This window comes from Flexistipes sp. (genome assembly GCF_036172515.1).
GTDB lineage: Bacteria > Chrysiogenota > Deferribacteres > Deferribacterales > Flexistipitaceae > Flexistipes.
Genome location: NZ_JAXKVW010000007.1, coordinates 22,037 through 42,970, shown reverse-complemented (window position 1 = coordinate 42,970; position 20,934 = coordinate 22,037). Strand labels below are relative to the sequence as shown.

The window sequence follows — 20,934 nt, the reverse complement described above, 5'->3', positions numbered from 1 at the left end:
ACCAAAATCCGTTACCCAAAAAGTCACAGCATTTTCACCCTGAATTTTTTATACATAATATCAGGAACATAGGAAGACTTTGCTATTCTGAGAGCAGTTTTTCCCAAATCCTGTTCAAAATTAAGATAGTTATATTTTTTAGGAAGCCGTTTTGCAAAATCGTTGTAGATGAACTGATAAATCCCCTTTATATTTTTTTTGCCCTTTGCAAAATGTATTACGAAGATTTCTGTGTTCAATTCTTCTCCCATAATGAATCCAGCCGGCTCACCCTCCACATAATAAATCAGTCCGCACAAAACAAGTTCGTCATGCATATTCAAAGCTTCCTGGCAGGCATAAAAATCTGTCTCTTCAGGTGAGAGATCTATTTCATTCTGCCATACATCCAGTATTTCAAAGGCATCATGGACATTTTTGTCGGTTAGAGGATGGCACTCGAAAGAATAATCCCTTAAAAACTGCTTTAGCAGATTTCTTTTTTTATGAAGTTTTCTTCCTTTGTACGTACTGATTTTATCAACGGTATAAATATAATCTGTTTCCCCTTCAAAATTGCTGCAAATAATATTATCCCCGAAATACTGCAGCCAGTGCTCATCTATGGGGAAAATAAAGTCCACCTCCCGGGAAATACTTCTCAAATATTCCATATCAATTTGGGATATATTATTGGTGGGCATTAAAAAAGTATAACCGTCCACACTTTTGCCTTTTATAAAAATATCCTCATCTTTCACAACTCTATAATCATGAATATTTCTGAAAAGGTAAAGATTTGCGAAACTGTATTCTGCTATAGGGGTATCTATTTTCTTCAACCTTTCATGTAACATATTTTTATGCTCAAACTCAAGTTTTTCACACTGCATAATCCAGCCACTCCTTTTTAAAATATCTGCGCGCAATTAAAATCATCTGGGTAATAATAGAAGCGTTCATACTCCACCAAATGCCCGGAGCTCCGAAACCTAACGTTATCCCCATAATATATGCCAGCGGAATGCGAACAATCCACATACCAGCTACTATTCTTATCATAACGCTTCTCGTATCTCCCGCTCCGTTCAAGCCTCCCCCAAGCACAACACTGAAAGCCATAAAAGGCTCACTAATCATACTGATATAAATATATAATACACTTTCATTTATAACTACACTGTTTTTAGATAGAATCTGGGAAACATCTCTGGCAAAAATCACCACTATCAATGTCATTACAGTAATCGTGATAACGCCCATAACAGCTGTTACAATACCGTTCTTAAAAGCCTCATGCTTTTTGCCTTCACCAAGCAAGTTTCCTACTATCACAGCATTAGCCATATTAAAAGCAAAAGCCGGCAGGAAAATAGCCGATTCGATACGCATACCGTTTGTCAGCGCCGCCATTACTTCCACACTTTTTTCAGGCAGCTTTGCTATTATCAGAAACAGCGTTGTTGTGCCCAGCTGCCAGCCGAGCTGCAGCAATGCCGAAGGCCAGCCTATATTGAAAATTTTCTTTACATAATAAAAAGTGTAGCTCAACGCACCTTTAAGAATTTTCTTAACAAAAATGAAGTTAATCACTGCCCCGATAAAAAGACTCACAGCGGTTGATAGGGCAATACCGTTATAGTAAATCGGAGTATAAAAAACGAAATAAAAATTAAGAAAAATATTAATAACGCAAACCACCGACATTGTAAAAAGCGATCTTTTGACCATCTTGCTTGCTCTTAAAATTCCGTTGGTGCAAAGGAGAACATATTGAAACGCCACACCAGCTGCGTAAATCTGCGTCAGAGGGATGCTGATCTTTTTAATACTTTCAGGGACATTTAATAATCTTATAATAATAGGAGAAAGCAGAACGCCGAGAATTGAAAGAACTATCCCTGCAATAAAAATTGTTAGCAATATTGAATAAACAGCATTTATATACGTGTCTCTGTCATCTGAGCTGTAAAGCCTTGAAATAACCGAAACGGTGCCGACATTTGATGATGTGGCAACCACCACAAAAATAAAATAAACCTGTGAAACCAGTCCCACACTGGCTTGGACATCCTTGCTTATCCGGCCGGCAATAAACACATCAGTGAGGCTGATGAAAAACATAAAAACCATAATCAGAATCATCGGCCAGCTGATTGACCAGCTTTGGGAGAAAAGGGGGAGAAGCTCCCTGAAATTTATCCTTTTAAAAATATTTTCTCCTTTTAATACTTTACATATTATATTAAGCTGTACTATAAAATCGATTAAATTTGCAATTATTATTTATTAAAACTTTTTAACATTAAATATATCTACACTCCGGAGGATAGTATGATATATGATATCGTTATTTTATTATATATGCTTTCACTGCTTCATATGTGTTTATTTTTCTTTCTTGAATATAAAAAACTTGCAGGAATTGCAAACATATTTGCACTATCGGGATTTATCCTCAACATTATTGATATATCTGTGAAATGGATAAAAACCGGTACTTTCCCTTCACATTCGATGAACGGTTTGCTGATAATCTTGACTGCAGCTCTTGTTGCAGTTTACTTATTTTTATACATTAAGTATAAAAGACCGTCTATGCTCCTTTTTATCATGCCTATTGTTATAATTCTCGGTCTTTTTACATTCGCCTTTAAAGACATAAATCCCGCAAGAGATTTCGCAACCAGCTTCTGGCTTTATATTCACCTTCCGTTCACCGTTGTGGGATCAGCTTTTTTTCTGTTTGCTGCAATTTCCGGCGTAATGTATTTTGTACAGGAAAATCAGCTTAAGAATAAAAACTTCGGATTCATATATTCCAAGTTTCCGCCTTTAAACGTAATTAACAATCTTAATAAAAATTCACTGAACATAGGTTTTGCCGTTTTTACTATAGGGTTAATTGCAGGAATAATATGGGGGCTTTACGAATGGAACGGTACGCTGTTACTTTCCGCTAAGCTCATATTTGCTGTAATAACGTGGGCGGTTTTCGGGATCATTATATTAATAAGACAAACAAAAGGATTGGCGCCGCGGGGATCGGCACTGTGGAGTGTCGTGGGATTCATATGTATTGTAATTATGTATTTCGGCGTAGCTTTGTTTTTAAGAGGGTAACCAATGCAATTAGCTGTTTTGGGATTAAATCATAACACTGCACCGGTCGAGTTGCGGGAAAAATTAGCCGTCCCAGAAGACAGACTGCCTTATTTTTACGAGCAGATACTGCAGAACGAGCGTATCTATGAGGTAATGATTCTTTCCACCTGTAACAGGGTGGAATATTATATTGTAACGGATGATTTTCTCTGCAACGTTGAAAATGTGTTGCAGATTATTTCCGAGGAAAACGGTGTGGATTACTCTGAGTTGAGAAAACATACGTATATACACTGCGGATCAGAAGCAGTAAGACATATCTTTAAAGTAGCTTCTGGTCTGGATTCACTCGTACTGGGCGAGCCACAGATTTTCGGTCAGGTTAAAGACTCTTTTCGTCTTGCCAACATCCACGGCAGAATGGATAAACTCCTGAAAAAACTGGATGAGTTCACAATAAAAACCTCAAAAAAGGTAAGAACCAATACCGGCATATCGGAAAATCCGATAACAGTAAGTTATTCCGCTGTTGAACTGGCCAAAAAAATATTCGGAGAGCTGAAGAATAAAAGTGCCCTCATAATAGGAGCCGGCGAAATGTGTGAACTTGCTGCAAAACATTTAAGAAACGCCGATATATCGGAAATTTTTGTTACAAACAGGACTTATTCAAGAGCGGAAAAACTTGCTCAGGAAATCAACGGTATCCCGGTGGATTTTGAACGCTTCACGGAATACCTCAAAAAAACGGATATCGTCATAAGCTCCACCGGAGCACCTTATTATGTTCTGGGACACGATCAGGTCAAAGATGCTATGGCAAGCAGAAAATACGAGCCCATGTTCTTTATAGACATTGCCGTTCCCAGGGATATTGACCCAAAAATTAATGATATTGAAAACACCTATGTGTACGATATAGATGATTTAAAATCTGTTGTTGAAGCCAACAAGAAAGCCCGGGAAAAAGAAGCAGTAAAAGCCATGGAAATCGTGGAACAATCTGTAAACGATTTTCACAAATGGGTTGAGTCACTTAAAATTGTACCGGTAATCAAGGAAATGAGAGGAATGTTTGAAGATATAAAAGAGATGGAGCTGGAGAGGTTTATCAATAAATCCAAAATTGAAGACGAGCAGACAAAAAAACTGCTTAACAATATTCTCAACTCATATATGAACAAAGTACTCCATACCCCCCTCACAAATCTCAAGAATCACGGAACAAGCAAAAACAAATATACGTTGATAGAGGCAGTCAATATAATCTTTAACTTAGAGGAGAAGAAATGAAAAAACTTACCATTGCAACGAGAAGCAGCCAACTGGCCGTATGGCAGGCTGATTTTATCAAAAACGAAATTAACAAAAAATATCCAGATGTAACCATTGAACTTAAAAAAATAAAAACAAAAGGGGACAAAATCCTGGATACACCTCTGGCTAAGATAGGAGGTAAAGGGCTTTTTGTAAAAGAAGTGGAAAATGCGCTTTACGAAAAGGAAGCAGATATAGCAGTTCACAGTATGAAGGATGTACCCAGCGAAATGCCCGAAGGTATGGAACTTTACGTTACACCGAAAAGGGAAACACCTTTTGATGCTTTTCTTTCCATCAACTATAACAGTATCGATGAACTCCCCAATGGGGCCGTTGTGGGCACAAGCAGTCTGAGAAGAATGGTTCAGATAAGAAAACGCAGGCCTGATTTACAGATAGAAAACCTGCGCGGCAATATAAATACACGCATCAAAAAGCTTGAAGACGGCATGTACGATGCAATAGTACTGGCAAAAGCTGGATTGGTAAGAGTCGGTTTTTTCCAGCACCTCAAACAGACTTTAACCGAAGACATAATGATACCGGCGGTTTGCCAGGGGACACTCGGAATAGAAGTAAGAGAGGACGACATGGAGTCCAAGGAATTGCTGAAGTTTTTTTACGATGAGGAAACGTATATCAGGACAAAAGCTGAAAGAGCTTTCTTAAAAACGTTGGAAGGCGGCTGTCAGGTTCCCATCGCCGGCTACTCCATCTTAAACGGCAGTAAACTCAAACTGATGGGAATGGTTTCATCTCTGGACGCAAAAGAATATATCTACAGAGAAGTTGAAGATAGCGTGGAGAATGCTGAATCTATGGGAATAAGCCTCGCAAAGGAAATTTTAAATGCAGGCGGAAGGGAAATTTTGGCCAACATATACCATGAAGAATAGTGAAAAACTCCTCAACAGAATCCTTATAACCCGCCAGCCGGAACAGTCCGCGGAGTTCGTCAATCTGCTTTCTTCCCGCGGTTTGTACCCGTTCATTCTGCCTATGATTGAAACTGTACCGGTTGAATGTGAAATTAAAAACAAGGCATTTGATTACCTTATCTTCACCAGCTCCAACGCATTTAACTATTTTAAGAAATATATCAACAGTGTAAAATTCGGTAAAATAGCTGCAGTGGGCAAAAAAACCGCCGAAGCAATAGAAAGGGAAGGTTTTGATGTAAATTTAATCCCGGAGGATTACAGCGGAGAAGGTCTTGCAAAAAAGTTTATGAACAGGGAAATCAACGGAATGAAGTTTCTTATCCCCGGCCCTAAAAAAACGAGTAACACATTGAAAAATTTTTTGATATCAAAAAAAACAATAGTTGAGACACCTGTTGTTTATGAAACAATAGGCATACAATACCCCCGGGGATTTATTTCCGGTTTTATTCAGGAAAATTTTATAGACTGCATCACTTTTGCTTCCCCTTCAGCAGCCCGAAGTTTTCTTTCACAGACAAAAATGCCAGATACAGTAAAGGAAACTGTGGTTATCGGCAGGACAACATTCAGTTATCTTCAGGAAAACGGTATAAATGCTGTATACCCAAATAAATACACTGTGAATGATATGGTTGAATTGATATGCAAAATTAATGATGAAAAAAATAAACTATCAGGAGGAACATTATGAACTTCCCCGTTATCAGACCAAGAAGATTAAGAAAAAATGAGACGATAAGAAAAATGGTGAGAGAAACAAAATTGAGTCTGGATGATCTTATATACCCAATGTTTGTTGTGGAAAAGCCCAATGTAAAAAAAGAAATTCCCTCAATGCCGGGAATCTATCAGATGTGCATAGAAAATACCGTAAAGGAATGCATCCAGCTGGAAAAACTCGGCGTGCCCGCAGTTATCCTCTTCGGTATTCCGGAACACAAGGACAGCAAAGGATCTGAGGCATACAACGAAAACGGTGTGATTCAAAAGGCTGTCAAAGCCATTAAGGAAAATACGTCAAATTTGTATGTAATAACCGATGTCTGTATGTGCGAGTACACAGACCACGGGCACTGTGGAATAATAAAAGACAAAGATGTTGACAACGACGAAACATTGAAAGTTTTAAGTATGGAAGCTCTGACACACGCAAAAGCCGGTGTGGATATGGTTGCTCCCAGTGACATGATGGACGGAAGGGTCGAGGCAATAAGGGATATACTGGATGATAACGGATTTCACAACACTCCCATAATGAGCTATTCAGCCAAATACGCCTCAGCATACTACGGTCCTTTCCGTGATGCAGCAGAAAGTGTCCCGCAATTCGGTGACAGGAGAACTTATCAGATGGATCCCCCAAACAGGCTGGAGGCAATAAGAGAAGCCGAACTGGATATAGCCGAAGGTGCAGACATTATAATGGTAAAACCTGCACTCTCATATCTGGATATTATCAGAGATATGAAAGAGCATTACAATATGCCTTTAGCCGCATACAATGTAAGTGGCGAATACTCCATGATTATGAATGCTATTGAAAAGGGATATTTTGAAAAAGAAAAAGTAATTCCTGAAACACTTACATCAATGAAAAGGGCAGGTGCTGATCTCATATTGACGTATTTTGCCAAAACTTATGCAGAAATGATGTAGGAAAATAACAAAATGCCGGATTTTGAAAAATTTGCAGCCTTCAGGTGGTCTGACGGTAATCTGGAAAGCATCGATGAAATTGAAAAAGTGGAAGATAACGATCTTCTGTATTTGGAAGAACAAAAAAATCTGCTGGCTGCAAACTTTAATCTGTTTTTGGAGGATAAACCCTTTTTAAATGTTTTGCTGTGGGGTGAAAGAGGAAGTGGTAAATCATCACTCGTAAAGCTGTTTGCGGACAAATATTTTAAAAAAGGTCTAAGGATAATTGAATTTTCCGATGACAGCTTAAGAGATGTCTTCAAATTATACAAAATCCTTAGAAAAGAAAATAGTTTAAAATTTATCCTCTATTTCGATGATATTTCATTCGACCGGGATGATAAGAATTACAGACAGTTTAAATCGATACTGGAAGGGGGGTTGGAAAAAACCCCCTCCAATGTGATGTATATAATGACATCCAACAAAAGACACATCATCAGCGATCACTCTTATGATATAAACGATATATATTCCCGTGATGAAACGAATGAGAGAATTTCGCTATACTCAAGATTCGGATTGGTCGTGGGCTTTTATCCCATCTCAAAAGAAATTTATCTTAATGTTGCAGAACACTATTTGAAAAAATATTCTGTAATATTAGACAAAGACTGGAAGAAAGAAGCGGAAAATTTTGCAATAGAAAAAGGCGGCAGAAGCTGCAGAATAGCAAAGCAGTTTGCCGTCTCAAAACTATTATTAAACAAAATACAAAACGAATTTAAGCAATAATAGCATCCGGGTGCTCTTTTTTGACGGCATCCTCCATCTTTTCAAAATCCCCCTTGCCTCTTGTTCTGATTACAACTTTTCTTTTCCCGCTTTCTGTAAGGGTATGCGATGAAAGGATACTTTCGATACCAAAACCGTATGATCTTATAATATCGGCAACTTCTCTTATAGTACCCGGCCTGTCTTCAATCTCACAGTACACTCTATAACCGGCTTCTTTAGATTCCACACCGGTAATACTGATTAATGCCCTGTAAACATCCCTGTCGGTAACAATACCCACAAGCAGTCCGTCATCTATAATGGGCAAGGCACTTATTTTATTGTCATACAAAAGCTTTGCAGCATCCTCAATAGGTGTGTAAGGTTCAGCTGTAATAACGTTTTTCTTCATTATCTTTGAGGCTTTAACTTTGCCTATCAGATAATGAATTTCAAAAACATCCAGTGTAGTAGAGCTTGAAGGTAGATAGTCCTTTATATTCCTGTCGGAAATTATTCCAACAAGCTTGTCTCCATCCATTACAGGCACATGCCTTATATCATTCTCCTTCATAAGTTCTATCACTTTGGGAAGGAATTCATCTTTATTAACAGTAACAGCAGGGGATGACATCCAGTCTTTTAAAAACATATTTTTCCTCCGAAATGTTTATTGAACACCCAAATAAATATCTTTAATTTCAGGGTCATCAAGCAGCTCCTTAGACTCCCCTTCTTTTACAATACGTCCTGTATCCATTATATAGGTATAATGGGAATTTTCCAATGCCAATTGCACATCCTGCTCAATAAGCATAACAGTAGCCCCCCTTTCATAAATCATACTGACAACGTCAACGAGATTGTCAACAATAAGAGGAGCCAGCCCCAGAGACATTTCATCGATAAGAAGTATTTCCGGATCGCCCATCAGCCCTCTGGCAATGGCTGCCATCTGCTGCTCACCGCCGGAAAGACTTCCGGCTTTTTGTTTTTTACGCTCAGCCAAACGGGGGAAAAGTTCGTAAATTTCATCCAAACTTTTCTGCAAATTTTTTCCCTTTCTTCTGGCGTATGCCCCCATTAAAAGATTTTCATCAACGGTTAATTCAGGAAACAAACGCCTGCCTTCCGGCACGTGAATAATACCTTTCTGAACAATATGATGAGAAGAACAGCCATCTATGCGTTCGCCTTTGAATTGTATTTCACCACTTTTCGGCTTTATTACTCCGGAAATCGTCCTCAAAAGCGTTGTTTTACCGGCGCCATTTGATCCGACAATTGCAAGAATTTTGGGTTCGTCAATGGAAAAACTCAAATCCCACAAGACCTGCACGTCTCCATAACCGGCATTTAGATTTTTAACTGATAACATTTACAAACCTCTCAAGATACCAACTGTTTATATCGTTTACCAAGGTAAGCCTTGATAACTTCTTCATCATTAAGAACATCATCAGGCTCACCTTCAGCTATCTTTACACCGTGATGCAAAACAAATATTCTGTCCGAAATAGCTTTGATTGCTCTCATAACATGCTCAATCACGATAATAGATATTCCTGTATCCCTGATTTTCTTTATGAGTTGAACAGCCGAATCGATTTCTTTGGGGTTAAGACCCGCCATAACCTCGTCAAAAAGCACGACCTTCGGTCTTGCAGCCAACGCTTTCGCAATCTCCAGCCGCTTTTTAGAGGCGATATTCAGTTGATCGGCACGCTGTTTCTTAAGATCACTCAAGCCCACAAAATCAGCAATCTCTTCCGCTTTTTCCTTCGATTCCCTGGAACTGTAAACCTTATCTTTGGAGCCGAACATTGCACCAACGGAAATATTTTCCAGTACAGACATGCCCGGAAACGGTTTCACTATCTGATAGGTTCTTATAAGTCCGAGTCTTCCTATCTGATAAGGTTTCAATCCCTTGATTGATCTGTCATTATAAATCACGTCACCGCTTGAAATTGACAACGCTCCGCTTATCATATTAACCAGCGTTGTTTTACCGGCTCCATTCGGGCCTATAAGACCCAGAATTTCACCTTCAAATAGTTTGAAGCTGACATTTTCATTAGCTCTTAAACCTTTAAAATCTTTGGTAAGCTCTTTTCCTTCAAGTACAACTTTTCTCTCAGCCATAATTCACACTCTGTTCTTTCTTATATTTTCGAGAAAATAACTCAAACCGAGTTTCTTTCTTGCTGTAATAATGTCCATAATTCCCTTTGGAGCAAAAATAACGGCAAGAATTACTATAGTGCCGAAAAATATCGTATGTATCACCAGAAAATGCTCTGAAAGGTAGTTTGCAATCAGCTCTATTGATACAGCTCCGATAACGGGACCGAACAAACTGCCAACACCACCGAAAACAGCCATAACAATCATTTTAACGGTTTTGGTAACTATAAAAACGGGTTCAGGCTTGATAAAGCCCTGCTGGTATGCATATACACTGCCAGCCATGCCGGTGAAAAGCCCGCTTAAGCCAAAGGATATACTTTTGAATATTGTAGTGTTTATGCCTATGGAATCCGCAGCATCCTCATCTTCCCTGATAGCAACAAATCCGTATCCGAGTTTCGTATTAAGTATAAAATACATAATTACCAACAGCAGCAATAAAATTCCCAAAGCATTAAAGTAAAAAAACATATATGATGCATCTATACCCATCTCAGGCATAGGCAGATACATTCCGGAATTTCCTTCGGTTAAACCAAGGTTCTGCACCAGAGCTTTCGTCGCTTCAGCCAGGCCAAGTGTTGCAATGGCAAAATAGTGTCCCTTTAATCTTAATATGGGAAAGCCTATTGCAAAACCGTAAAGACCGGCTATCAGTCCGCTTAAAATAAGTGCAGGATAAAATCCCAGACCGGCTTTTGACATTAAAACTGCCGTAGCATATGCCCCCACACCGAAAAAAACAATATTTCCGAATGATGCATAGCCTGTATAACCGCCAATAATATTCCAGCTGCTGGCAAGGATTGCAAAAATTACTATATCCGTTGCAAGCCTTATAGTAAAATTGCCTGCAGTAAAAGGTACAAAGACACCGATTATTATAATTAAAGCAAATCCGATTAACGTTCCCTTCATAATATCATTCCTTTTTACCAAGAATACCGTTTGGTTTGAATATTAAAACTAGTACCAGTATTGTAAAACTGATCAGGTTTTCAAAAGTTGAGCCGAACCAGTTTGTTCCCAGTGACTCCACTATCCCCAGAGACAACCCTCCAACCAATGGACCCATCATTGTTCCCAATCCGCCGATAATGGTGACAACAAAGGACTTTAACGTAAGATGGCCGCCCATTGTCGGACTTATTGGGAAAATTACCGCCCATAATGTTCCGGCCGCTGCCGCCACTGCAGTTCCAATGCCAAATGTAATCGAATATATTTTTCCCACATTAACGCCATTGAGTCTTGCAGCATCCAAGTCCTGTGCGGTACTCCTTATTGCCCTCCCCAGCCATGTTTTGTTCATAATTATAAAAAGAATTATTGATACAGCAATCGCCAGTAAAAAGGCAAAAAGCCTGACTGTCGGGATAACGGCACCCAATATCTCAATATTTGCTCCGCCGTATGATACCTGCACACTTTTCACATCAGCAGTCCAGAAAAGCAGGGCAAGATTGTTAATAAGAATTTCTATACCAAACGCAAGCAAAAGGGTGATAAACAGGCTGGCACCTATAACAAAATTGATAATAAATTTCTGGATAAAAAAACCGAGAAAAAATATTAAAACCATTGAAAGCAGTATACTTACAAAAGGATCTATTCCGTAAAGTGTAAAAAACCAGTAGGTGGTATAGGCACCCAGCATAATAAAAGAGCCATGCGCAATGTTAATTATATTCATGACCCCCCAAATCAGCGACATTCCCATAGCCATCAGAGCATACAGTCCACCCTTGAGAATACCGTTTATGAGTATCTGAGTAAGCATATTTCTCTCCGATTAAAAAATAAAATAAGATACCCCGATTACAAGTCGGGGTATCCAGGATAAATGTTTATCTTTCATCCCAGCCGGGCATCGGATAAACAGCATCATACCCGCTTGCCGGATACACCTGCCTAACCTTGCCGTCCAGAATCTGTAAAACAACGCTTGAGCCTATAATCTGGCCGTTGTCCATAAAATCAACCGGTCCGTATATCGTTTTCAGGCCGGAAGTCTTGGCGATTGCATCCCTTACCTTTTGAGGATCTAAAGAACCAGCCCTCTCAATAGCATCTTTATAAACCCCGATAGCGGCAATACCCGCTGCATTGTGGTAGTCGGGGTCATATCCGAATTTGTCCGTAAACTTCTTCACAAATGTCTGAGTATTTTCAAACAAATAACCTTCGAAATTCATTTCAGTTGACCAGGAAGCAACACCGTATATATAGTTTGCATCCTTGCCCAGAGCTTTTCTGAAATCAGCTTCAGACGGTCCAACTGTCAAACCAAGAAGGTTGGGTGAAAAATCCAGCTCTTTTGACTGCTGCACAAAATTGAGCGCTTCTTCAGTGTGACCTGCAACAAGTGTGGCTTCAGCACCGGCTTCTTTAGCTTTGGTAATAGCCGAAGTAAAATCGGAAGCCCCTTGGGAATATTTCTCATATAATACCAAATCAAAACCCATTTCTTCAGCAGCAGCCTTTGCACCTTCTCCAACACTCACATCAAACTTGTCATCAGCATAAAGAATAGCAACTTTTTCAGGTTTTGGCTTTTGTTTGGTCAAAAATTCCAGGGTTGACCTGAAATAGTCTCCCGCTCTTGGAAGCATCCCAAAAATATATTCATTGCCTTTGTTAAAAATTTTACTGGATGCACCGCCGGCCTCAATCATAGGGATACGGTACCTTCTGGCAACAATGCTGTTTGGAATAGTAATACCGCTACTGTAGGGACCTAACAAGAAGTTAACCTTATCTACGGTTATCAGCTTTTCAACCAATCTTGCACTTTCCGTAGGCTTACTTTTATCATCGTAAAATACCAATTCAAACTTGTAATTCTTGCCGTTCACATTAACTCCACCCATTTCATTGACTTTGTTTACGGCAAATTTGTAAGAATCCACGTAAAGTTTACCTGTTCTGCTCTTTGCACCTGTAAAAGAAATTGAACTTCCCAATTTGATAACATTCTCCGCATAAGCGGTAAAGCTGAATGCAAAAACAAGCAAAAAACTTGCTAGCATCAAAAATAACTTTCTGTAAAACATACATACCTCCCTGTACATATTTCATATAATATTATAAGGAAATTCAAAATATTTCAATAGAAAAATGTTTGATATATCTCATAGTTTCTATCTATATAGCATTCAAAGTCAGATAACATAAGCTTAAAAAGCTTAATCTGCAATATTTACAACAACAAAATTACGAAGCATATTATTAAAAGGTGTTATTTTGTGGACATACAAAAGATAAGAGAACGGACATCACGATCAATGTTTATAATTTGTTAAAAAATGGGAAAGAACAATAAGAAAATCACTGGCCTACTGTACTTTTGTGAGCGTCATCTTCGATAATCTGATTAATCCAAACCTTAATAATCACATGAATAAGTGTGGCTAAGGGGATAGCAAAAAAGAGTCCCCATACACCCCATATACCGCCGAAAACAAGAATAGCAACTATAATGGCAATTGGGTGAATATGCACAACTCCTGCAAGAAGAAGAGGAGCAAGAAGATTACCGTCAATCAATTGAATAATTGAGTATGCTATTATTATATACAAAAATTGAGATGTAATCCCCCACTGAAACAACGCAATTATGATAATGGGGACATATAAAACAGCTGCCCCAATATACGGAATAATGCAGGAAAGACCAACAAACACAGATAAAAGCATTGCAAAATCAAGATGCATAGCTGAAAAAACGACATAAGTACCAAACCATAACAAAACCACTTCAATCATTTTACCGCGCACATATCTTGATATCTGAACATTAACATCTTTCCACACCTGGGCTGCCAATCCGGAATTATGCGGAAGGTAACTTGTAAACCATCCGATAATTTTATTTTTATCTTTGAGGAAAAAGAATACAAGGATCGGGACCAGAATCATATAAACAATAATTCCTACAAAACTTCTGAAAGAAGAAAGCGAATAAGAAAGCAGCTTCCGTCCGTATTCACTTGCCAACTGAACAAGATAGTCACTTAACTGAGCTATTTGGCCTTCGGATATAATATCAGGATACTTCTGCAGCAATTTTGTAACTTCGCTCTGAACTGAACGTATCATAGCAGGCAACTGCTGTATCAACTGCATCACTTCCCTGGTAAGATTGGGGAGAAGAATCAGAATTATTAATAAAAAACACGTCATGAAAAATATAAAGACAAAGATAACGGCCATAAGTCGTGGAACTTTCATTCTTTCAAAAAAAACAACAAAACTTTCAAGCAGATATGCAATAACTACAGCTGCTATTACAGGGGCAAGGTATTCCCCCAGAAAAACAACAAATAATAAGCCAAGCAGGAGTATTACAATCAAAACGATTATCTGAGGATCGGAAAAGTATTTTTTATACCACTGCCTGAACATATCTCTCATATTCACTCCTTTGTGAATTTTACTCTAAATATCAGAACAATACAAGAAAAGAAGTTGTCAAATATTTCAGATAGATAGTGAAATGGTGAGATAGGGAATTGGTGCTAAGTGTTAAGTGCTAAGTCACGCTGAACGTTGAACTTATTACATCACGCATTACTCATTACGCATCACGGTATTAAGTCACCTTAAACCCTGGCATAACCCCAAAAATTATATAAAAGTATTGTTTTACATATACTTAGCTAACATGACACTGATTTCAATGTAATTTGCACAAATAAAGCAGCCGATGTCGAATGTGTTCCACTAGCATCGGTCAAAGACCGATAAATTTGTGTATACAACATATATACCAGCCTTTCGGCTGGTGCTAGAGAAACGTACTGCCGGTTAGCGGTCACACCCTGTGTTGGAATGTAAAGTGGATAAATATTTGCAAATAAAAACAATTATGAGAGGAGGGGGATGTGTTCCACATATTTACCAGCCTTACGGCTGGTGCCAGTAGACGGTTAGCGGCAGTAGTTTCGAGTTTCGGTTGCGAAATGCGTGCAAATTACATTGAAAAATATTTGCACTGCGAAAAATGGGGTGACGTCAGACCTTAAACCTTGTTTACATATCATACAGCTTATGTTAAAAATAAAACATGAGTTGATATAAAAAGGAGGATAATATGAAAGCTGTATTACTCGATGATTTCGGGGGTCCTGATGTATTATACGTTGGCGAGGCTGAAAAACCGGCGCCAAAAGATAATCAGGTCATGATAAAAGTCAAAGCCACGTCAATAAACGGACCGGATGTTGCACAAAGAGAGGGAAAGTACCCTCCTCCTCCGGGAGAATCTGAATTGCTCGGTGTCGAAGTAGCCGGTGTTATTGAAGAACTGGGAAATAACGTAAAAGGCTGGAATGTGGGGGACAAAGTGATGACCCTTGTTGGAGGCGGCGGCTATGCAGAATATGCCGTGGCGTATGCAAGCCACCTGATAAAAATACCGGAAAATTTAAGCTTCGAAGAAGCCGCCTGCATTTGCGAATCCTACATAACAGCATACTCCAATGTATTCATGTTCGGTAAACTGCAGGATAATCAATATGCTATCCTCCACGGCGGCGGAGGAGGCGTTAATACTGCCGCTATTCAAATATGTAAAGCTTTGGTACCGAATACAAAACTTATTGTTACCTCGCCGCCTGAAAAAATGGAAAAAATCAAAGAATTGGGCGTTGAGCTGGTAATTAATTACAAAGAAACTCCCGATTTTTCCAAGATGGTCAAGGAATACACCAATAAACGCGGTGTGGATGTAATTCTGGACTGTATAGGAGCAGCATATTTGGAACCTAACATCAAATCACTCACATACACCGGACGTCTTGTAGTTATAGGGGTACTCAGCGGAATTAAAGCCGAGCTGAATCTGGCACTTCTTATGGTTAAAAGACAGCAGATTATAGGTTCTGTATTAAGGTCAAGACCCATTGAAGAAAAGGCCGAAATTGTAAAAAGTTTCACAGATAGCGTAATACCAAAAGTTGCCGACGGTTCAATTAAGCCTAAAATTCATAAAGTGTTTTCAGTTGACGAAGTAGCCCAGGCACATAAAACTATGGCTGAGGATACACACTTCGGCAAAATTGTAATGAAAATATCCGATTAGCATAAAGAAGGGTGCTGCCCAGCACCCTTCTTTATAAAGGGATACGGATATCGGTTTTATGAAGCGTTATAATATTACTTTCACTGTCAGGAAAAAATAATTCACCGTCCATCTGACAATATTCGGCACCGGAAACTTTCAGTTTGTCTGTAAACAGCTGTTTACCTGAAAAAGTACCACCCATGAAAACAGGGCCAAATGACTTCAACACCGAAAAACGAGAGGATGAGTCGATAAAGTTTACACCGAAATAACCGTAATGAAAGTCTTTAAACAGTGAAAATCCACCCGCATAACATTTGCCGAGAGAAACAATAATGTGGTATGCAGTGTATGTTTTCGAATTGCAATAAAAAGTTAATTTTTTAAAATTAGCCTTTTTCAACACTAAAAGACCCGCTGCTATATAAGCAAATTTCCCCGTTTTCTTTTTAAGATTCAAATTAATATTACGAACCGTTGCGGCATCAAATCCGAATCCCAGCATCTGCAGAAAATATCTTCCACCCATCTTTCCGAGAATAAGCTTTTTATCTGAAGATAAATCTATTGAACATACTGCATGTAAGGGGTCGTTGGAAAGTCCAAGCTCTCTGCAGAACACATTGGCTGTGCCGAATGGAAGGGGTAGCAAAAAGCATTCATGATCATACAACCCGTTTACAATCTCATTCAGCAAACCGTCCCCGCCGGCGGCAATAATTAAGTCTGCATCGGTTTCAGATGCAATAACCTCTGCATGCCCGGCATACTTCGTATATTTTATTTCAATATTGCCGAATTTTTCTTTTACTTTATTTATTAATCTGTTTAACAAATGCTCCCGGAAAGAACCGCTCTTCGGGTTGGCAATTATCAGCACTTTATTGACAACGTCCATATCAATTATCCTAAATAATATTTATGATTATTCCAATGCAAATAATACTTTAATACTTTTGAATCAATTAAGAAGCTTGCCGGTAACTATCTTTCAACGTTCAGTGTTGGAACAACCTTAACAACATCAACCATCTCAAATACTTCCCATCACGCCTCACGCATAACGAGTCACCGAGTTTATCACCGCACTCTTTTAATTTTTACCATTTTTGATCTTCAACCAATACAGGGGATTTACAAATTTAGGCAGTAGCATCGGAACATTTTCCGCATATTTTTTATACTGTTCACCAAAAATTATTTTCAATTTTCTTTCTTCATTGATACTTCCTAAAATAAAATAAAGGGAAAAAACAACATTAAGTACCAAATCCTTCACAAAAAGAGGTCTTGACCATAATAGAACAATACCGGTGAAGTAATAGGGATGCCTTACATATCTCAAAGCGCCGTGACTTGTGAGCTTTCTGTGCACTTCAATATGCTCAACCCCTGAACCCAAGTGTTTTTTTATCTGTTTTATACCAAAAAATGACATATTGTCATAAGATTTGGCAGAATATAAACCAAAAAGCAAAGCAGAAATAAAAACCACCAGAAGTATCTCTTTTACCGGTGAGGCTGGGGTGAATAAAGGCGTATCGGGTAGTTTAAAATAAAAAAAGACCATGGGAAACAGTAAAATCACCGACTGGAAAACGTAAAATGCTCTGTACCACCATTTATCGTAAATATCCTTCAATATGAAGGGATCCGCCAGAAGGCTGTGAATTAGGCAGTAAAACACTATATACGTGGCAAATATCAGATAATTTTCCATATCAGGTTAAACAAACAGCCTTTCATCCGCTTGAATAAACGGAGCTATCTTTGCAGCAACAGGGGTTACATCAAGACTGTACTCATTTACAAAGAGTTCAATATGTTTCTTTATCACATCATTATCCAACTGCTGGGCATAGCGGTAAACAAAAGGTTTAACAATTTCAAAATTATTTCTGGAAAATTTAATCGATGACTTTATGATATTATTTAACAACTCCGCTTCTTTCTTTAACTTATCAGTCAAAAGTATCGCACCGAGCGGAATTGGTGCACTCTGCTTCTTTTCCCACAATTCTCCCAAATCAGCCAATAAGTTTAATCCATGGTTACTATAAACGAAACGCCCCTCATGAATTAAAATTCCTGCATCAGCTTTACCCTCTTCAACAGCCGGAATAATCTTATCAAATCTCATCGGAATAAAATCAAAATCCTCCCCGAAAAAATACTTAAATATCATAAAAGCGGTGGTATTTTCTCCGGGAATGGCTATCTTGCCACCCTTAAGTTCATCAACAGTAAAAATGCCTGATGAAACGACAACCGGACCACAGTTGTATCCAAGTGCCCCGCCTGATTTTAATATGTTGTATTTATTCTTAACTTTTGGGACAACGCCGTATGAAACCTTTACAACATCCAGAATCCCTCTGGCCGCAAACCCGTTAAGCTTTTCAACATCGTCCAGAACCACCCTGAAAGTAAAAGGAGACGTATCCACAAAATTATGAATAATGGGCATAAAGATAAAAGTGTCATTTGGACATGTGGAAATCCCCAGTCTAAGTTCCATAAACAGCCTCCTGTAAAACCCAAGCCGAAAGCGGGATTTTTACTGCGTCGGAAACGGAACTTTCCCCAGCAGATATTTCAAATCGTTGTCTGTAAAACTTATCCCCCCGCCGACAAAAAAGGAGCTGGTCTCTTCATTTAGGAAATCATCGTAACCGGCATCAACAAAAAAGTTCTTTCCCAGTCTGTAGCGCAGCTTTGTTTTCAAATGAGGATCTCTTACCGAATCACTGTTAAAATCATATGCATCCAAATACAGTGTAAAATTATCATCAAAAAACGAATAATCGGCTCCTATACCGAACTCGGATTCCATAAGACCGAGTCTGAGAAAAAGGTTCTCATAAAACATCTGATGGGCATATTGTGCTATAAATGTCAGTGAGTTCTCTTCTCTGGTAACTTCTGTTTCCGTGTAATCATGACCCACATTATTAGGCGGGTTGTCAAAGGTATGGGAAGTAACGGTGGTTGTGGTGGTGCCCTGCTCACTTGAGGCAAGTCCGAGAAGATAGTATTTTTCTTCGCTCGGATCTATTCTCAGTTTAAAATATCCCTTTGTCTCTCCGGTATCAACCATCTTTTCCCCGGCAAACTCGAGATTGAGCTGAAATTTATCATATTGTGTCACCATATTTTTCAATCCTCTGATTGTTTCTTTTACATCTTCAGCTGTTTCATTATCATTTACCAGGGCACCAAGTGTACCGGTTCCTTCGTTTATCTTGCTTGTGATTTCATTTACATTGTCCACTGTTTTCTCAAGCCTTGAAGTAACATAACGTATACTGTTAATAGTCTCTTTTAAATCCTGTTTTGAGCTGCTCATAACTTCATCCACATCACCTGTGATATTATTGACACGATCGGCTATGCGATTAACTTTTTCAGCAATAACAGGTGTCTGTGTTCTCAACTCAGCTGAAAAGACCTCAAGGTTCTTTATAAGATTGTTAATACTCTTTTCATTTGATACAGCCATTTTCTCCATCGTATTTGCCAGTATCTCAACACTTTTGACGATATTGTTTACCCTTTGCTGATTACTCTGTATCATTTCCCTCATCATTTCTGTGGTGGCTCTGACATTCTCCAGAGTAGCTTTCATGCTGTTTTTACCCTCTGTTGTTGCAATAACTTCCTTTAGAGCCGAAGTTATTGCTTTTACGTCACCGGCAATATCTCCCAGTTGTGATGTCAGTTCATCAATATCTGTGCCGGATTTATAGCCCTTTAAAACTTCTCCATCCGCCAGATAGCCTTTTGTCGGTTCTTTAGTTGTCTGAAGTTCAATATATTTTTCTCCCAAAAAGCCGGTTGATCTGACTGCCAGCTGCACATTATCAGGGATTTTGTATTTAGATTCTATACGCAGCTTAACATTAACTTTTCCGTTACTAAGGATGATATCTTCCACCTTTCCGACAGTTACCCCTCGGAATTTCACAGAAGCATCTTTTGTGACACCGGAAGCAGTGGGGATTTGATAAGTTACGATATAACCCGATGATTTGTAAAAAGAAAATTCGCTCACTTTGGTAGTCATATATCCCAGCATAACAAAAACAGCGATTACAAAAACCCCCACCTTTGCTTCCAGACCAAACTTCATACAACCCCTCCCGAAGTTAATTCACCTTTATAGGACCTTCCATGGACCCTGACAAAAACTGTTTGACATAAGGATCGTCAGTTGTCCTGAAATTATCTATAGTGTCGTTAATTATCGTTTTACCATTATAAATCATCGAAACATAATCGCCAATCTTATTGGTGCTGTCAATATCGTGGGAAATAACCACAGAGGTCACGTCCAATTCCTTCTGGGTCTCGTAAATAAGATTGTCCACCATATCTCTCATAATAGGATCAAGGCCGGTAGTTGGCTCATCATATAAAATAATCTGGGGTTCCAGAGCTATAGCTCTTGCAAGCCCGACACGTTTACGCATACCTCCTGAAAGCTCAGATGGCATTTTATTTTCTACATTAACAAGTCCCACAAGCCGCAGCTTTTCCATGACAATATTTTTTATCTCATCCTCTTTAAATTTGGTATGCTCTCTAAGAGGAAAAGCTACATTTTCATAAACGCTCATGGAGTCAAAAAGAGCGGCACTCTGAAAAAGCATGCCAAATTTCTTTCTCACCTTCAGAAGCTGTTTTTTGTCTATTTCAACCAGATTCTCACCGTCCACAAAAATGTTACCCTTATCAGGCATAATAAGCCCCATCATTTGTTTTAACAGAACACTTTTCCCCGTTCCGGATGGCCCCAGAATCACGGAAATCTTATTTCTTGGGATAAGAAGGTTTATCCCTTCATGCACCTTCTGGGAACCGAAACTCTTATATATGCCGGACATTTCTATTACAATATCGCTGTCTTTTATACCCATC

22 protein-coding genes are annotated in these 20,934 nt (G+C 38.8%); 8 read left to right on the top strand and 14 right to left on the bottom strand.

The genetic code is table 11. The features are described from left to right. Positions 1–23: 23 nt before the first annotated feature. Together UMU13_RS06360 and UMU13_RS06355 are read right to left on the bottom strand one after the other, a co-directional pair. Positions 24–872: a DUF2156 domain-containing protein gene (locus UMU13_RS06360; RefSeq protein ID WP_328217892.1), complete on the bottom strand. Its 849-nt coding sequence runs from the start codon at positions 870–872 to the stop codon at positions 24–26. Then, a complete protein-coding gene (locus UMU13_RS06355) occupies positions 862–2,124 on the bottom strand; it encodes an MATE family efflux transporter (protein ID WP_442902136.1) in 1,263 nt (420 codons plus the stop codon). Before UMU13_RS06355 ends, UMU13_RS06360 begins: the two co-directional genes overlap by 11 nt. 189 nt (positions 2,125–2,313) lie before the next feature. Here UMU13_RS06355 and UMU13_RS06350 point away from each other — a divergent pair, with 189 nt between their 5' ends. Genes UMU13_RS06350 through UMU13_RS06325 form a run of 6 tightly spaced genes read left to right on the top strand, consistent with a single transcriptional unit; the run spans position 2,314 to position 7,781 of the window. After that, positions 2,314–3,102: a cytochrome C assembly family protein gene (locus tag UMU13_RS06350; protein WP_328217890.1), complete on the top strand. Its 789-nt coding sequence runs from the start codon at positions 2,314–2,316 to the stop codon at positions 3,100–3,102. 3 nt (positions 3,103–3,105) lie between these two features. Continuing rightward, on the top strand, positions 3,106–4,377 hold the full coding sequence (gene hemA, locus UMU13_RS06345) for a glutamyl-tRNA reductase (protein ID WP_328217889.1): 1,272 nt from the start codon (positions 3,106–3,108) through the stop codon (positions 4,375–4,377). Then, positions 4,374–5,300, top strand: a complete 927-nt coding sequence (hemC, locus tag UMU13_RS06340; RefSeq protein ID WP_328217888.1) for a hydroxymethylbilane synthase — start codon at positions 4,374–4,376, stop codon at positions 5,298–5,300. Before hemA ends, hemC begins: the two co-directional genes overlap by 4 nt. After that, positions 5,290–6,039 (top strand): uroporphyrinogen-III synthase, encoded by a 750-nt coding sequence (locus UMU13_RS06335; protein ID WP_328217887.1) that lies wholly within the window; start codon positions 5,290–5,292, stop codon positions 6,037–6,039. Before hemC ends, UMU13_RS06335 begins: the two co-directional genes overlap by 11 nt. Then, complete coding sequence (gene hemB, locus UMU13_RS06330) at positions 6,036–7,004, top strand: porphobilinogen synthase (protein ID WP_328217886.1); 969 nt, start codon at positions 6,036–6,038, stop codon at positions 7,002–7,004. Before UMU13_RS06335 ends, hemB begins: the two co-directional genes overlap by 4 nt. A 12-nt stretch (positions 7,005–7,016) precedes the next feature. Beyond that, positions 7,017–7,781 carry a DUF815 domain-containing protein gene (locus UMU13_RS06325; protein WP_328217885.1) on the top strand — a complete coding sequence of 255 codons (765 nt, stop codon included), beginning with the start codon at positions 7,017–7,019 and terminating at the stop codon, positions 7,779–7,781. On the opposite strand, the gene UMU13_RS06320 is transcribed toward UMU13_RS06325, so the two are convergent. The 7 genes from UMU13_RS06320 to UMU13_RS06290 form a co-directional block, all read right to left on the bottom strand. Further along, a complete protein-coding gene (locus UMU13_RS06320) occupies positions 7,771–8,415 on the bottom strand; it encodes a CBS and ACT domain-containing protein (RefSeq protein ID WP_328217884.1) in 645 nt (214 codons plus the stop codon). The genes UMU13_RS06325 and UMU13_RS06320 overlap by 11 nt on opposite strands. An 18-nt stretch (positions 8,416–8,433) precedes the next feature. Further along, positions 8,434–9,141: an ABC transporter ATP-binding protein gene (locus UMU13_RS06315; RefSeq protein ID WP_328217883.1), complete on the bottom strand. Its 708-nt coding sequence runs from the start codon at positions 9,139–9,141 to the stop codon at positions 8,434–8,436. An 11-nt stretch (positions 9,142–9,152) separates the two neighbouring features. Then, on the bottom strand, positions 9,153–9,908 hold the full coding sequence (locus UMU13_RS06310; RefSeq protein ID WP_328217882.1) for an ABC transporter ATP-binding protein: 756 nt from the start codon (positions 9,906–9,908) through the stop codon (positions 9,153–9,155). A 3-nt stretch (positions 9,909–9,911) separates the two neighbouring features. Then, entirely contained in the window at positions 9,912–10,871 is a 960-nt protein-coding gene (locus tag UMU13_RS06305; RefSeq protein WP_328217881.1) for a branched-chain amino acid ABC transporter permease, read from the bottom strand. A gap of 4 nt (positions 10,872–10,875) precedes the next feature. After that, entirely contained in the window at positions 10,876–11,733 is an 858-nt protein-coding gene (locus UMU13_RS06300; RefSeq protein WP_328217880.1) for a branched-chain amino acid ABC transporter permease, read from the bottom strand. A gap of 67 nt (positions 11,734–11,800) precedes the next feature. Next, positions 11,801–13,006 (bottom strand): amino acid ABC transporter substrate-binding protein, encoded by a 1,206-nt coding sequence (locus UMU13_RS06295; protein ID WP_328217879.1) that lies wholly within the window; start codon positions 13,004–13,006, stop codon positions 11,801–11,803. Between the two features lie 274 nt (positions 13,007–13,280). Then, positions 13,281–14,366, bottom strand: a complete 1,086-nt coding sequence (locus tag UMU13_RS06290; protein WP_328217878.1) for an AI-2E family transporter — start codon at positions 14,364–14,366, stop codon at positions 13,281–13,283. Between the two features lie 470 nt (positions 14,367–14,836). Between UMU13_RS06290 and UMU13_RS06285 the strand changes: the two genes are divergently transcribed. Together UMU13_RS06285 and UMU13_RS06280 are read left to right on the top strand one after the other, a co-directional pair. Next, the gene (locus tag UMU13_RS06285) at positions 14,837–14,977 is read left to right on the top strand and encodes a hypothetical protein (protein WP_328217877.1); all 141 of its coding nucleotides are present in this window, start codon (positions 14,837–14,839) and stop codon (positions 14,975–14,977) included. Positions 14,978–15,045: 68 nt separating this feature from the next. Then, positions 15,046–16,035, top strand: a complete 990-nt coding sequence (locus tag UMU13_RS06280) for an NAD(P)H-quinone oxidoreductase (RefSeq protein WP_328217876.1) — start codon at positions 15,046–15,048, stop codon at positions 16,033–16,035. A 31-nt stretch (positions 16,036–16,066) separates the two neighbouring features. Here the strand turns inward: UMU13_RS06280 and UMU13_RS06275 are convergent, their stop codons facing one another. The 5 genes from UMU13_RS06275 to UMU13_RS06255 all read right to left on the bottom strand — a co-directional run bounded on the left by UMU13_RS06275 (position 16,067) and on the right by UMU13_RS06255 (position 20,933). Further along, complete coding sequence (locus UMU13_RS06275) at positions 16,067–16,915, bottom strand: diacylglycerol/lipid kinase family protein (RefSeq protein WP_328217875.1); 849 nt, start codon at positions 16,913–16,915, stop codon at positions 16,067–16,069. A 195-nt stretch (positions 16,916–17,110) separates the two neighbouring features. Beyond that, positions 17,111–17,659, bottom strand: coding sequence for a methyltransferase family protein (locus UMU13_RS06270; protein WP_328217874.1), 549 nt, complete (start codon positions 17,657–17,659; stop codon positions 17,111–17,113). A gap of 84 nt (positions 17,660–17,743) precedes the next feature. Continuing rightward, positions 17,744–18,535, bottom strand: coding sequence for a 1,4-dihydroxy-6-naphthoate synthase (locus UMU13_RS06265; protein ID WP_328217873.1), 792 nt, complete (start codon positions 18,533–18,535; stop codon positions 17,744–17,746). Positions 18,536–18,574: 39 nt separating this feature from the next. Then, on the bottom strand, positions 18,575–20,146 hold the full coding sequence (locus UMU13_RS06260) for an MlaD family protein (protein WP_328217872.1): 1,572 nt from the start codon (positions 20,144–20,146) through the stop codon (positions 18,575–18,577). A 16-nt stretch (positions 20,147–20,162) separates the two neighbouring features. Continuing rightward, on the bottom strand, positions 20,163–20,933 hold the full coding sequence (locus tag UMU13_RS06255; protein WP_328217871.1) for an ABC transporter ATP-binding protein: 771 nt from the start codon (positions 20,931–20,933) through the stop codon (positions 20,163–20,165). Between the last annotated feature and the right edge of the window lies 1 nt (position 20,934).

Coding starts and splice junctions, on each gene's coding strand:
- UMU13_RS06310 (WP_328217882.1), bottom strand. CDS start 9,908: ATGGCTGAGAGAAAAGTTGTACTTGAAGGAAAAGAGCTTACCAAAGAT.
- UMU13_RS06300 (WP_328217880.1), bottom strand. CDS start 11,733: ATGCTTACTCAGATACTCATAAACGGTATTCTCAAGGGTGGACTGTAT.
- UMU13_RS06275 (WP_328217875.1), bottom strand. CDS start 16,915: ATGGACGTTGTCAATAAAGTGCTGATAATTGCCAACCCGAAGAGCGGT.
- UMU13_RS06355 (WP_442902136.1), bottom strand. CDS start 2,124: ATGATTCTGATTATGGTTTTTATGTTTTTCATCAGCCTCACTGATGTG.
- UMU13_RS06280 (WP_328217876.1), top strand. CDS start 15,046: ATGAAAGCTGTATTACTCGATGATTTCGGGGGTCCTGATGTATTATAC.
- UMU13_RS06255 (WP_328217871.1), bottom strand. CDS start 20,933: ATGGGTATAAAAGACAGCGATATTGTAATAGAAATGTCCGGCATATAT.
- UMU13_RS06265 (WP_328217873.1), bottom strand. CDS start 18,535: ATGGAACTTAGACTGGGGATTTCCACATGTCCAAATGACACTTTTATC.
- UMU13_RS06260 (WP_328217872.1), bottom strand. CDS start 20,146: ATGAAGTTTGGTCTGGAAGCAAAGGTGGGGGTTTTTGTAATCGCTGTT.
- UMU13_RS06295 (WP_328217879.1), bottom strand. CDS start 13,006: ATGTTTTACAGAAAGTTATTTTTGATGCTAGCAAGTTTTTTGCTTGTT.
- UMU13_RS06350 (WP_328217890.1), top strand. CDS start 2,314: ATGATATATGATATCGTTATTTTATTATATATGCTTTCACTGCTTCAT.
- UMU13_RS06290 (WP_328217878.1), bottom strand. CDS start 14,366: ATGAGAGATATGTTCAGGCAGTGGTATAAAAAATACTTTTCCGATCCT.
- hemA (WP_328217889.1), top strand. CDS start 3,106: ATGCAATTAGCTGTTTTGGGATTAAATCATAACACTGCACCGGTCGAG.
- UMU13_RS06335 (WP_328217887.1), top strand. CDS start 5,290: ATGAAGAATAGTGAAAAACTCCTCAACAGAATCCTTATAACCCGCCAG.
- hemB (WP_328217886.1), top strand. CDS start 6,036: ATGAACTTCCCCGTTATCAGACCAAGAAGATTAAGAAAAAATGAGACG.
- UMU13_RS06320 (WP_328217884.1), bottom strand. CDS start 8,415: ATGTTTTTAAAAGACTGGATGTCATCCCCTGCTGTTACTGTTAATAAA.
- UMU13_RS06315 (WP_328217883.1), bottom strand. CDS start 9,141: ATGTTATCAGTTAAAAATCTAAATGCCGGTTATGGAGACGTGCAGGTC.
- hemC (WP_328217888.1), top strand. CDS start 4,374: ATGAAAAAACTTACCATTGCAACGAGAAGCAGCCAACTGGCCGTATGG.
- UMU13_RS06305 (WP_328217881.1), bottom strand. CDS start 10,871: ATGAAGGGAACGTTAATCGGATTTGCTTTAATTATAATAATCGGTGTC.
- UMU13_RS06360 (WP_328217892.1), bottom strand. CDS start 872: ATGCAGTGTGAAAAACTTGAGTTTGAGCATAAAAATATGTTACATGAA.
- UMU13_RS06325 (WP_328217885.1), top strand. CDS start 7,017: ATGCCGGATTTTGAAAAATTTGCAGCCTTCAGGTGGTCTGACGGTAAT.